This window comes from Salinivirga sp. (genome assembly GCF_035268865.1).
Lineage (GTDB): Bacteria > Bacteroidota > Bacteroidia > Bacteroidales > Salinivirgaceae > Salinivirga.
Map to the genome: position 1 here is coordinate 1 of NZ_DATFKB010000079.1, position 13,055 is coordinate 13,055.

Annotated in this window: 9 protein-coding genes; 5 read left to right on the forward strand and 4 right to left on the reverse strand. The window is 39.3% G+C overall.

Annotated features, from left to right (window positions below; translation table 11 throughout):
* Nucleotides 1–241 precede the first annotated feature (241 nt).
* A complete protein-coding gene (locus VJ937_RS04735; RefSeq protein WP_324065745.1) occupies nucleotides 242–1,597 on the reverse strand; it encodes an MATE family efflux transporter in 1,356 nt (451 codons plus the stop codon).
* Nucleotides 1,598–1,673: 76 nt separating this feature from the next.
* On the opposite strand from VJ937_RS04735, the gene VJ937_RS04740 reads away from it, so the two are divergent.
* A complete protein-coding gene (locus VJ937_RS04740) occupies nucleotides 1,674–2,021 on the forward strand; it encodes a translation initiation factor (protein WP_324065746.1) in 348 nt (115 codons plus the stop codon).
* A 413-nt stretch (nucleotides 2,022–2,434) separates the two neighbouring features.
* On the opposite strand, the gene VJ937_RS04745 is transcribed toward VJ937_RS04740, so the two are convergent.
* The gene (locus VJ937_RS04745; protein WP_324065747.1) at nucleotides 2,435–3,124 is read right to left on the reverse strand and encodes a peptidoglycan DD-metalloendopeptidase family protein; all 690 of its coding nucleotides are present in this window, start codon (nucleotides 3,122–3,124) and stop codon (nucleotides 2,435–2,437) included.
* A gap of 200 nt (nucleotides 3,125–3,324) precedes the next feature.
* On the opposite strand from VJ937_RS04745, the gene VJ937_RS04750 reads away from it, so the two are divergent.
* The 4 genes from VJ937_RS04750 to VJ937_RS04765 all read left to right on the forward strand — a co-directional run bounded on the left by VJ937_RS04750 (nucleotide 3,325) and on the right by VJ937_RS04765 (nucleotide 10,739).
* On the forward strand, nucleotides 3,325–5,358 hold the full coding sequence (locus tag VJ937_RS04750; RefSeq protein WP_324065748.1) for a tetratricopeptide repeat protein: 2,034 nt from the start codon (nucleotides 3,325–3,327) through the stop codon (nucleotides 5,356–5,358).
* An 11-nt stretch (nucleotides 5,359–5,369) separates the two neighbouring features.
* On the forward strand, nucleotides 5,370–6,122 hold the full coding sequence (locus tag VJ937_RS04755) for a LytTR family DNA-binding domain-containing protein (RefSeq protein ID WP_324065749.1): 753 nt from the start codon (nucleotides 5,370–5,372) through the stop codon (nucleotides 6,120–6,122).
* Nucleotides 6,123–6,247: 125 nt separating this feature from the next.
* Nucleotides 6,248–8,536 carry a T9SS type A sorting domain-containing protein gene (locus VJ937_RS04760; RefSeq protein ID WP_324065750.1) on the forward strand — a complete coding sequence of 763 codons (2,289 nt, stop codon included), beginning with the start codon at nucleotides 6,248–6,250 and terminating at the stop codon, nucleotides 8,534–8,536.
* 178 nt (nucleotides 8,537–8,714) lie between these two features.
* Complete coding sequence (locus VJ937_RS04765) at nucleotides 8,715–10,739, forward strand: T9SS type A sorting domain-containing protein (RefSeq protein WP_324065751.1); 2,025 nt, start codon at nucleotides 8,715–8,717, stop codon at nucleotides 10,737–10,739.
* A gap of 111 nt (nucleotides 10,740–10,850) precedes the next feature.
* Here the strand turns inward: VJ937_RS04765 and argF are convergent, their stop codons facing one another.
* Nucleotides 10,851–11,852, reverse strand: a complete 1,002-nt coding sequence (argF, locus tag VJ937_RS04770; protein WP_324065752.1) for an ornithine carbamoyltransferase — start codon at nucleotides 11,850–11,852, stop codon at nucleotides 10,851–10,853.
* 60 nt (nucleotides 11,853–11,912) lie between these two features.
* Entirely contained in the window at nucleotides 11,913–12,869 is a 957-nt protein-coding gene (gene arcC, locus VJ937_RS04775; RefSeq protein ID WP_324065753.1) for a carbamate kinase, read from the reverse strand.
* Between the last annotated feature and the right edge of the window lie 186 nt (nucleotides 12,870–13,055).

The following is a 13,055-nucleotide window of genomic DNA, read 5'->3' on the forward strand; positions in this document are numbered from 1 at the left end:
AACTGAAGATCTGCGAGTAAAGCCGGAATTATGCCAGTTGTATGCTCCTACTCACCTCTTTGCCGCGGTGAACACAGGTAAAAAATGTTCTTCTTAATGTTTTATACTAACCACACTAATCGCGGCCAGCTCCCTTCTGTCCTATTCAAGCTTCAGGCGGGATAAATACAAAGCTCAAATTTGACTTTCCTCCCCTTTGATATCACGCTCAAAACACATATTCAAAACTCACACTCAAAACTCACAATCCCTTCTCCACAATCCGGCATTTACGCTTAAACCGGAAGAAGAAAAATACGGCTGCAACGGCCAGAGAAAGCGCCAGGGCACTCCATACACCAGCGCCGCCCATATCGAATACAAAGCCCAATAAATACATAAGCGGAACGCCCATAATCAGGTAAGTAACCAGCGCCAGTTGAAACGCTTTGTTCACATCGGCCAGTCCACGCAGTGAGCCCAGTAATACTACCTGAGAACCGTCGAAAATTTGGAAAAGGGCGGAAAAAATGAGTAAATATGCCGCTGTATCGACCACTTCAGGATTATTGGTGAAAAGATAAGGCAACTGGTATCGAAATGCGAAAAACAGCATTGCCGTTGTACTCATAAAGGCAATAATCATGTGTAGCGAAGCTATGCCGGCCTTTTGCATCTCTTCAAAGTTGCGGGCACCCAGTTGGTGGCTGACCCTTATGGTGGTTCCTGAAGCAACCCCTGTAGCAATCATAAATGAAACCATGCTCACCTGTATGCCAATTTGATGCGCTGCCAGAGGTACTTCGCCGAGCCAGCCCATCATTACAGCAGCCAGGCTAAACAGCGTTACCTCAGCCAGCATTTGCAGTCCGATGGGCATTCCCGTTCGGAAAAACAGGCTGATATGCTTTAAACTGAATTGCCGTGGATCGATCAGGTAAAAGTAACGTTTGAAATGCGGGTGACGCAGCATAAAAACGGAAAAACCAATGGCCATGAGGCTACGTGCTGTGAGCGTGGCATAACCAGCGCCTACAAGTCCAAAGGCTGGGAAACCCAATTTACCATAAATCCAAATATAGTTTAACCCGATATTGACCACATTGGCCGCCAGGGTAATTTTCATAGCCATGCTGGTATTGCCCAACCCTTCGATAAACTGCTTTCCGGTAAAGAAAAGCATGAACGGCACAATGCTGATGACCAATAACCGGTAATACGGCACTGCCAGTTCAACTACGGCTTCAGGCTGACCCATGTATGGCATTAACCATGATACGGCCCACATTGTAGCGACCAATATCAGAGAAACCATACCATTGCCCAAAAACGAATGATGTAAAACAGTAGCAGCCTCTTTAAAATTCTTCTGACCAAATGCACTACCCACAAGTGGCGTAGCACCGAAGGTTAGTCCCAGTCCTAGCACAAAACCCACGATGTAAATGGAGTTGGCAAATGATGCAGCAGCCAGCTCCGATACTCCTACATGGCCCACCATCATGTTGTCGGCCAGTTGTACGGTCATTTGCCCGGCCTGCGATAACACCACAGGAATGGCCACATTCAGGTTGCGACGGTAAAAAGGGAGATATGATTTGAAATAATTAATGAGCATGTGTGCACTTTATCATTGAATAAAAATCTTCATAATTCAGGCAAAAGTATGCATATTTGTAAAAAAAGATGCCATTATGAGCAACAATGATTGGAAGAAAAGACTTGGTGTGGTATATTCCACCAGCGACGACTTTGACTACGAAAAAGAAGGCGCGGAGGAACAGGAAACCCTTCCCAATGAGGAGCAAAAATTGAAGGTGTTGCTCGATAAAAAGCAGCGCAAAGGTAAAAAAGTGAGTCTCATTACCGGGTTTCAGGGCACGGAAGATGACCTTAAAGACTTATCCAAATGGCTCAAAACAAAGCTGGGTGTAGGTGGCAGTGCCAAAAACGGCGAAATTTTGATTCAGGGCGATTTCCGCGATCGAATTGTGGAACTGCTCTCCAACGAAGGCTATAATGTAAAAAAAGCGGGTGGTTGATTGTTGGAAGAAATTCCAATGAACAAATTCCAATCGCCAAATTCCAATTGGGCAAACTCCAATAACCAGGCACCAATAACCAAACACGGCCAAAAACTTCTACGCCCCGAAGGGGCAATTTATTTCAACCCGCGGGCAACGCCCCGGGTATATCACAGAATATGAAAATCGCCGCGTTTGCTGGTAATTACCTCCAAAATCGCAAGTCATAGGCGAAAGATCCCTTACATCAAAACCAGCTTACAAACTTCCCAGCCTAAAACCTACCAACTTACAAACTTCCCTGCTCAACTGAACACTAAAGGCTATCGCCGCGCGTTATAAGGGCTTTTAACCAGTCTACAATCTGCAATCATTCCAATGACCGTAGAATAAGGGACTAATTCATGCTTGTTAAATTTAGATCCTATTCCTTATTTCAGTGCATCCAGTTGCAACATATAATTTGGGTCCGGACACATATGAAGTCTTTCATCTTTTTCCTTTTGGCTTGCTACTCCAAAATAATCGCCCTTCTTATCTCCCATGTCACGAATTAACTGAAAATGCAAATGTGGCGGCCAACCTCCATTTTCTGATGGTCTACCCAGCCACGCGAAGATATCTCCTTCATTTACAGGCATCCCCTCTTCTTTATGCTGCAATGATTCAAGTGACAAATGGCCATACAGGGTATAAAATTTAGTACCCTCTATTTCATGTTCCAATATAATGGTTCCGCCATAATCACCATGGTTGTCATTATTCTGAAAACTATGTATAGTGGCATCGAATGGCGCCACAACTTTTCTGCCTGCTTTCGCCCATAAATCTATGCCGAGGTGGATAGAGCGTGCATCAGGACCCTGTCCGAAGTGCTTACTGCGTTTATATACCACCCTGTCTTCGCCATAGCCCCCTGCTGCCAACTTCTTGTCATTTCTGATAATTTTACAATTGAGCCAGGTGCCAAACTCCTCAGGATCGTCCAGGTTTATCCGCTCCAATTCTGTGTTTTTTTCAGACAGGTCAGGTACCCAAACATCATTACTATCGAATGACATATTTAACACCCTTTTCCCCGCTCCCGATGATTTAACAATTATTTCTATGAGTTTATCCATAATATATATTTTTTCTATTGCGTTGTACAACAATTATAAAACCAATCGCCCTCTGTCAGCAATTCGTCTTCACCAAATGGCCGATAGTTATAACTCATTAATATATACAAAACTAATGGTTTATTGTTTGTTGCAACATTTTGTTTAAATTTATTATTATTTTTATAAAAATGAGGTTTTTCTTAAACCTGATCGGAATCATGAAAACAAAAATACTTATACTATACCTGGTTTTTACCTGGACTCAAAGTTTCAGCAACCCTGACTCTTTATATAATGAAATAAAGTATCATAAAGAACAACAAGCGCATTATCAGCTGGCGCTGACACAACTTGAACTGGCTAAACACTTCTATTTTACCGAAAGAAACTACGATTCTACCTGCCTTTATACCGAGAAAGTTGTGAACTATTTTACACAACATAAAAATGATAAAAAACTGGGTTATACATATAAGTTAATGGGCTATGCACATAATTACATCGAAAGTTATGAAAAGGCATTGCAGTATTTTGATTCTGCACTTGTATATCTGCATCCAAAAGAACAACGACTATCTATTTTGCAGGTTCACACAAATCAAGGCATTGCCTACAATTTTGTAGACAATCCGGCTAAAGCCATCGATGCATTCAAAAAAGCGTTAGAAATAAGTATAAAATTAGAAGATACAAGTCAGATAATTGTAAACAGTCTTAATACCGGCATAATGTATAATGTTGCAGGTCAGATTACAGAGGCTGCTGACTACATAATCAAAGGAATTGAACTTGCTAAGCAGACTCATGATAGTACTAACCTGATAAAATGTTATATTGAATTAGGCGATATTTATGTGGAGCAGGGCAAAACCGACCAGGCAAAAACATATTATATGCAAGCCCTTGATCTGTTAGACACAACTTCCTTTTCGCGCGCACAAGTATCATTATATGATGTTTTGGGGTATGTTAGTGAACAGCAAAAACAATTTATTGAGGCAGAGAACTGGTACCAGAAAGCCTACAATATAAGCAAACAGATTAATTACAAAAGCGGAATGGCCCAGTTGCTTTACCGTATGGGTATCCTCCACAAAGTAAAACAACAGTTGCAATCTGCCCTATCCGATTTTAACCGGGCTTTAAAAATCGAAAACCAAATAGGCAGCCTTTACGATGAATTGGTTATTAAAAACGAAATAGCCGATATTTATATTCAAATTAAATCTTACAAACGGGCTGAAAAAATCTTAAATGGGGTTATTAACCAAGCAAATGAAAACGATTTAATCAGGCCGCTCAAACAGGCGCATAAACTGATGTACCAATACTATAAACAAACAGGCGCTGGTACAAGGGCCCTGGAACATTACGAGGCTTACAGGCAAATAGAAGATTCAATATACAATGTACAGCAGATTGAGATAGTTGAGAGCCTGCGCGAACAATATGAAACTGCAGAAAAAGAGCAAACCATTATAAAACTCAATACGGAGAAAACTCTAAAAGAAGAGCAAATAAAAAGGCAGCAGCAGCTTCTCTGGAGTATTATAGCAGGCACTTTTTTTATGGTAATAATTCTTGTTTTGTTGTATTTGCAAAATAAACGAAAAGCAGCTTTAAAACGCCTAAAAACCGAACAGCAATTATTTCGTGCACAACTCAATCCTCATTTTATCTTTAATGCATTAAATGCTATTAAAGGGTACATTACAGCCCACAAAACAGATGAAGCGGCCGATTTCCTAACGGACTTCTCTTCTTTGATGCGTCAAACCCTCGAAAGCTCCATTGATGAAATTAATTCATTACAAACCGAAATTGAAATATTAACTGCCTATCTGAAATTACAGCAAATGCGACTGGAATCTAATTTTCGTTTTTTTATAGAAACTGATAATGGATTAGATAAGGAAGATATCAAATTTCCAGCTATGTTGCTTCAGCCTTTTGTGGAAAATGCCATTGAACACGGTATAAAAAACGGAGGATCTAAAATTGAGATCAATTTCACCAAAATAAACAACAGGTTAGCGATTACAATTACCGATGATGGGCCCGGCATAGAAAACACAAAAAACACAAGTACAAAAAAACATCACTCCAGGGGTATGGAGATTATTAAAAAACGCATGCAGTTATTGAATAAAATGGCAGGATGGGAAATATATTATGCTACTGAACCCCTTAATAATAAGCAAACAGGAACTGTTGTAAAAATCGATTTACCATTAATCACATTGTTCGATTAAATTTAATATAGATGCACACAAAAATTGTAATAATAGAAGATGATAGCGCGGCAGTTGAAAATGCAAAAAGCATAATTCAGGAATTTTTTCCAGGCCTTGAGCTTGCGGGCACGGCCGACAATCCTGAAGCAGCACTTAAGCTTATTAAAAAAGTAGCACCTTCGATTGCAATTTTTGATATAAACCTCAAAAAAGGTAATGCTTTTGAAATTATTGAACAATTGCCCGAAATTAATTTCCAAATTGTTTGGACCACCGCTTATGAGCAATATGCCATTCAGGCATTTCGTATAAGCGCTGTCGACTTTTTACTTAAACCTTATAAGACATCCGACCTGGTAAAAAGCATTCAAAAAGCAATGGAAGCATGTAACAGAACAGAGTACATAAAAAAACTGGAGGCCCTGACATTAAACTTTCAAAAACCCGAGGAAAAGAAAATATCACTACATACAAACGAAGCGCTGCATATTGTAAACCTCAATGAAATAGTTTACTGTAAATCAGAAGATAATTACACCATTTTTACTATTGAGAACTCACCGCCCATTATGGTAAGTAAACCCTTAAAAAACTATGCAAGTTTGCTTAAATTCGACCATTTTTGCCGTGTACATCAGTCATATCTTGTAAATCTCAGCAAAATAAAACAATTCAAAAAAGGTAAAAATTCTTATCTGGTGATGCAAAACAAGGAAAAAATTCCTGTTTCAAAAGGTATGCGGAATCAGGTGATGGAATACTTCAATCAATTGAAACACTGAATTCTCGATCAACCACGCCATATTAATGTTGAAAGAGGCCAAATTCTAATTCATAGCTCAGCTGCTCATTTATAATAAGTTAATGTTGTAAATTGTGAGCATTATCAACACAAAAACTATGAATTATGAAAAAACTCAGCCCCTTCAAAATGTTTAAAAAAACCTATCGACCCTTAATTATGTTTTGGTTTTCAATTGTCTGGTTGTTTTGTGCTACTTCTTTAAATGCACAAGGCCCGGAATGGATAACCACAATTGGTGGTACGGCTTCTGATTACATTAAAGCAATACAGCAAGACGAAAATGGAAATCTTTATGCCTGTGGATATTTCAGTGGAACAGTAGATTTTAATCCACATGAAACCGAAACAGATGAATATACCTCTAGTGGTGCATCAGCTGGCTTTATTGCCAAGTATGCCAGTGACGGTACCTATTTGTGGACAACTATTTTAGACGGTACTCAGCACAATTGGATATTGGATTTGACAATAATTGACGGCAACAATGCCGGCGTTTATGTGGCAGGTGCTTATTCTGACCAAATTGATTTCGATCCAGGTTCTTCAAGTGTTTCTTACATTGCAGAAGACTCATATGATGCTTTTGTGGCTGGTTACAACCTCGAAACAGGAGCATTGATTCAGGAGTACGTTTATGCAGGAACTGAATCTGAATTTGCAACATCAATTACTTCCTATGGCAATAATAACATTGTAGTTGCAGGTACATTCCGGGGACAAATAGATTTTAACTTTTATAAGGATGAAAAAGTAATCTTTACCAGCAATGGAGAATCTGACTTCTTTATAAGAAATTTCAGTCCTGCAGGTGGTGCATTTTGGAGCAGGCGTATAGGAGGCACAGGCAATGATTTACTAGACCATCGCACCCTGGAAGTTGATGCCGCATACAACATTTACCTGGGCGGCTCTTTTCAAAATGTGGTAGATTTTGACCCGGATAACACTAACACCTACGAGATGACTTCCGAGGGTGGCAAAGATGCTTTCCTATTGGCCCTCAACTCCGATGCACAATTCCAGTGGGCCAAACAAACGGGTAATGCTAACGATGAGTCCACAACTGCTTTAACAATTGATAGTACCGGTATTTATTCTGCCATATCTTTCACAGGCACTATATCATGTATAGTTGGTTATGCAGGTGGCATGCCGGTTTTTGAAGATTTCACATCTTATGGTGGACAAGATATTTTGCTGACAAAACATACAATGGGCGGTCAAATAATAGGCGATAGTTTTGGCCATATCGGAGGCGATTTGGAAGATCAGTGCAACGATTTAATGACAGATAATGACGGACATGTTTTTGCTACGGGGTACTTTATGAGTAGCGACTTTGATCTTAACCCACAGGAGGAAACACAGATTTTTGGATCATCCGGAGGCAAAGATATTTTCATGGCTGGGTATTCGAGTAGTTATGATTATGAATGGGCCAATAAATATGGTGGAAACGAAGATGATGAAGGGATTAACCTCCTCTACGATTCCCGTGAAATATACTGTGCAGGAACATTTAGAAATACGGTTAACTTTGATATAAGCACCGAAACATCAAATGGACAGGAAGATTTATTTTTACTTGCTACAAGTATCTGGAATACCGAGACAGAAATACTCGATTTTGAAATTCCACAATCAATAGCTCCTGCAATAATCGATGGAGAAGCGAGCACCATTGATATTGTAGTAGGTAATGGAGTAGATATAACTTCGCTTACTCCTACCATTACATTATCATTGGGCGCATCTGTCGACCCACCAAGTGGTGTAGCGCAAGATTTTACCGATCCCAAAATTTATACCGTACTGGCAGAAAACGGCTCTGATGTGCAGCATTGGACGGTAACTGTTACTGAAGATCCAAACAATGAGACAGAAATACTAACCTTCGAGCTGACAGAATCAACAGGACCTGCCGATATTGATCCCGTTGCTGGTACCGTTGATATTGAGGTTGCCTATGGCACGGATCTTACTACCCTCACGCCTACAATAACGTTATCACCGGGTGCCAGTATTGATCCAGAAAGTGGTATAGCTCAGGACTTTACAAATTCTGTTGATTATACAGTTACAGCAGAAAACGGCACTGATACACAAATTTGGACGGTTGCGGTTACTGAAGCTGTTTCAATTTCAGAATTACCGCAAGCGGATTTCTCATTATATCCAAACCCCGTGTCACATTCACTAAACTTCAGTGGGGATGGCATTATTCAGCAAGTGAAAATTTACAACTTACAGGGCAAACTATTAGAAACTAAAATTTTTAATTCCGGCAAAGGTGGCATCAACATGCAAAATTACACTGCTGGCAACTATGTGTTAAAGCTACAAGGAAAAAATGGCAAAGTTTACGTACATCTAATTACAGTTTCGCGTTAGAAACTGATGTTTTAGGCTCAATAAAAAAAGGGACTGTTAAAACAGATTTACTAAACTATTTTTTTTGTAACTTGATTATTATAAGGAATAGCAGGATGAATAGTTACGCCTCTATTTCAAGTGTTTGCCGCGATATTAAATGGTTGTTGTATTAATAATTCTTGTAAAATTCACGACTATGAAGAAAATTATACCAATACTCGTATGCTCATTTGTATTTATATCTACCATGCAAGCCCAGGAATGGATACAAATTGGAAATAATATTGAAGGAGAGGCCTCGGGCGATCGATATGGCTATTCAGTTGCCTTAACTGACGATGGCATGATTATGGTTTCCGGAGCACCATATAATGATTCTATTGGTTTAAATGCCGGACAGGTAAAAGTTCACCAAAATCAATCTGGTGACTGGATACAAATTGGACAAAATATTAATGCTGAAGCAGCAGGCGATAATTTTGGAATATCAGTAAGTATAAGCTCCAATGGATCTATAATTGCTGTTGGAGCCAGAAATAATGGTGGAAACGGATCAGATGCTGGTCATGTCCGTATTTACGAAAACGTATCAGGCACCTGGACACAAATAGGACAAGATATTGATGGGGAAGCAGCAGGTGATCGGTCGGGTACTGCAATTAGTTTAAGTTCCAACGGGTCGGTAATAGCAATAGGGGCTTCTAATAATGATGGTACTGATAATAATGCCGGACATGTAAGAGTCTATGAAAATCAATCCGGCACCTGGATGCAAATTGGCCAGGATATTGATGGAGAAGCTGCAAACGATAAGTTTGGTACATCTGTAAGTTTAAATTCCAATGGTTCAATTATTGCCATCGGGGCACCTTACAATGATAATAGTGCTTATGATGCAGGAAATGTAAGAATTTATGAAAACCAATCTGGCACCTGGACACAAATTGGTCAAAGCATTGAAGGAGCTGAAGAGGAGTACCTTGGTTCATCAGTAAGTTTAAGCTCTGATGGTTCTATTGTTGCAATAGGGGTTATTGGTAAAAACGATTACTCCGGCTCTGTACGAGTGTATGAAAATCAGTCAGGCACCTGGACGCAAATTGGACAGGACATTGATGGAGAAGGAGATTACGATGAGCTAGGTACCTCCTTAGACCTAAGTTCTGATGGTTCCATAGTTGCAACTGGAGCACCCTTTAATAGTATTAATGGTTCTGAAGCTGGACTTGTAGGCGTATATGAAAACCAATCTGGCAACTGGTCACAAATAGGACAGAGCATTATTGGAGCAGCGCAAAGCGATGAGTGTGGTTCGTCAGTAAGTTTAAGTTCTAGTGGTTCTATCCTTGCAACCGGATCACCCTATAGTGATGGTAACGAAACTAGTATTGGCCACGTAAGTGTTTTCGAATTACATAATCTGCCAACAATAATTTCCCATCCAGAGGATCAAACAAATGCTTGCCCGGAAAGCAACGTTTCTTTTACCGTTTCAGGAGAAGATATTGACACGTATCAATGGCAAGTAGACGAGGGCGGCGGTTTTATTGATATTGCCAATGGAGCCGTATACAACAATGCTAATACAGCAACATTAAATATCAACGGTGTAACTATTGGTATGAATAATAATCAGTATCGTTGCGTTGTGGGTAACCTGGTTGACAGTTTGACCAGTGAATTTGCTTTGTTGACAACTGATGCTACAAACCCGGAGATAACCTGTGTTGGTAATCAGGAGTTTAATGCAGATGAAACCCATTATTATACAGTGCAAAATACTGAGCTTAATCCCTTAGAAACTTCCGATAATTGTGGGGTGGAGGCCATTGTGAACGATTTTAACGACTCTTCATCGCTTACCGGAGAACAAATACCTGAGGGGACAACTACAATTACATGGACAATAACAGACAATGCCGGGAATGCAAACACCTGCAGTTTTGAGGTTATAGTTAACGCATATGTTGCTATAAACACATTACAACAAAAAGGAATAGTTATTTATCCTAACCCGGTAAACGATGTGCTTAATATTGATTTTTCAGATAGTAAGATTCAAAAATTGACTATATCTGACATTTCAGGTAAATCGATATTTGAAAAAACAAAACTTCAGGAAATTGAGAGAATCGATCTGTCAAATTATCCCGGAGGAATCTATTTGGTTAGCATTAAAATTGGTAGTGAAATTATTACTGCAAAATTTGTAAAGCACTGAAACTGCAACGTTACAATTGCTGTTATTACCAATAAAGGTGTGGCATATAAAATTAAAAAAGGCTGTCCAAAAAGTATAGGACAGCCTTTAAAATAATATTTAAGCTTTCTATTATTGTCCCAGTGTGGCAACCATTACAGCTTTAATGGTATGCATGCGGTTTTCTGCTTCATCGAATACTACTGAGTGCTTACTTTCGAATACCTCGTCTGTTACCTCCATAGCTTCGACACCAAACTTTTGATAAGCATCTTCACCGATTTTAGTTTCGCGGTTGTGGAACGCAGGTAAACAGTGCATAAATTTCACATTTGGATTACCTGTTTTATTGATCATATCCGTGTTTACCTGGTAAGGTTTGAGCAGCTCAATTCGCTCTTTCCAAACCTCTTCTGGTTCACCCATTGATACCCAGACATCGGTATAAATGAAATCTACATCTTTTACACCTTCTGCCACATCATCAGTGATGGTAATGGTAGCGCCGGTTTCTTTGGCTATTTCGTTGGCCTGATTAACAAGCTCATCTGTAGGCTGAACGCTCTTTGGAGCAATGCCACGGAAATCCATACCCATTTTAGCAGCACCAATCATTAAGGAGTTACCCATGTTGTTGCGTGCATCACCCACGTAGGCAAACTTTACTTTGCTCAACGGCTTATCTGTATGTTCCATCATAGTAAGGAAATCGGCCAAAATTTGAGTTGGGTGGAACTCGTTAGTAAGACCGTTCCAAACAGGCACACCAGCATACTTTCCAAGTTCTTCAACCACTTCCTGACCAAAACCGCGGTACTCGATTCCATCGTACATACGACCCAAAACGCGGGCAGTATCTTTCATAGATTCTTTAGCACCAATTTGGCTACCGGTAGGCCCAAGATACGTGACATGAGCTCCCTGATCGTATGCAGCTGCTTCAAAAGCACAGCGTGTGCGAGTAGATGATTTCTCAAAAATAAGGGCAATATTTTTACCCGATAATCTATGCTGCTCGGTTCCAGCATATTTAGCCTTTTTCAGGCTCATTGACAGGTCGAGCAAAAATTGTATTTCCGTTGGAGTATAATCCAGTAACTTCAGAAAATTGCGATTTCTTAAATTTACAGGCATAATTGTATAATTTTAAGGTTATTTATTAATATCAGTTGTTTTAATTCTGGTTGGTAATATTTACTTATCGTATTCTGCTGTGATTTTTGTACCATATGAGCGATCTTCGAGCTTAGTACTTTCTGTAATGACACTTTTCTTACCACCTTTTTTCACAAAATCGATACAGGCCTGAATTTTTGGCGCCATACTTCCTTTGGCAAACTGACCTTCTTCCATATATTTTTCAGCATCGGGAACACTTAAAAATTCTTTAACTTCCTCATTTTCTTTCTTGTAATTGAGGTATACATAAGGCACATCAGTCAAAATATAAAATTCATCCGCTTTAATTCTGGCACCGAGCAGCGAAGAAGCAGCATCTTTATCAATTACAGCTTCAGAAGGACGCACATCTCCTTTTTCGTCTATATAGACAGGTACACCACCCCCACCAACAGCTATTACAATATTGCCTTCGCGTGCCAGCTTTTCAATGGTTTGTTCATTCATTATGCTAATTGGTTTTGGCGAAGGCACAACTCTTCTCCAACCACCGTCGGCTTTTACTTCTTCTTTAAAATCCCAGCCTTTTTCAGAAGCTAATTTATCAGCTTCTTCTTTGGTATAAATTTTTCCCACACGTTTTTGAGGGTCTTTAAATGCCGGATCATCTTTATCTACCACTACAGAAGTAACTACAACAACAATATCTTTTTCGATACCATGTTTTTTCATTACATTCCGAAGCATTCTTTCGATCATATAACCAATTCCACCTTGCGAATCGGCCACACAAATATCCAAAGGCATTTGGGGAATATCGTACATATGTTCGCCAGCATCGTTCCTCATTAAAATATTTCCAACCTGAGGTCCGTTTCCGTGGCCAACAATTATATCATAACCTTCTTTAATCATATACACCAAATTCTCAAGTGTATCAAAGGTGTTTTGTTCCTGTTCTTCAGCAGTTCCCCGCTGATTACCTCTGAGTAATGCATTACCACCTAATGCAACAACTGCTAACTTTTTCATAATTCACTTTTTATTTCATTAAATATCAAAAAATAAAATAACCGCCGGACATTTATATTCCGGGATAAAAATTCAAACGATTGCATTTTTGAAAGACACAAAGCTAATAATTTTTTTTTGCCCATAATATGTTTTTAAATATTTTAGACATCCATGTATTTAACAAAAAATCAAAAAGTTAGTTTT

Excerpts from the sequence above, each read along its gene's own strand:
- VJ937_RS04735 (WP_324065745.1), bottom strand. The coding sequence starts at position 1,597 with ATGCTCATTAATTATTTCAAATCATATCTCCCTTTTTACCGTCGCAAC.
- VJ937_RS04740 (WP_324065746.1), top strand. The coding sequence starts at position 1,674 with ATGAGCAACAATGATTGGAAGAAAAGACTTGGTGTGGTATATTCCACC.
- VJ937_RS04745 (WP_324065747.1), bottom strand. The coding sequence starts at position 3,124 with ATGGATAAACTCATAGAAATAATTGTTAAATCATCGGGAGCGGGGAAA.
- VJ937_RS04750 (WP_324065748.1), top strand. The coding sequence starts at position 3,325 with ATGAAAACAAAAATACTTATACTATACCTGGTTTTTACCTGGACTCAA.
- VJ937_RS04755 (WP_324065749.1), top strand. The coding sequence starts at position 5,370 with ATGCACACAAAAATTGTAATAATAGAAGATGATAGCGCGGCAGTTGAA.
- VJ937_RS04760 (WP_324065750.1), top strand. The coding sequence starts at position 6,248 with ATGAAAAAACTCAGCCCCTTCAAAATGTTTAAAAAAACCTATCGACCC.
- VJ937_RS04765 (WP_324065751.1), top strand. The coding sequence starts at position 8,715 with ATGAAGAAAATTATACCAATACTCGTATGCTCATTTGTATTTATATCT.
- argF (WP_324065752.1), bottom strand. The coding sequence starts at position 11,852 with ATGCCTGTAAATTTAAGAAATCGCAATTTTCTGAAGTTACTGGATTAT.
- arcC (WP_324065753.1), bottom strand. The coding sequence starts at position 12,869 with ATGAAAAAGTTAGCAGTTGTTGCATTAGGTGGTAATGCATTACTCAGA.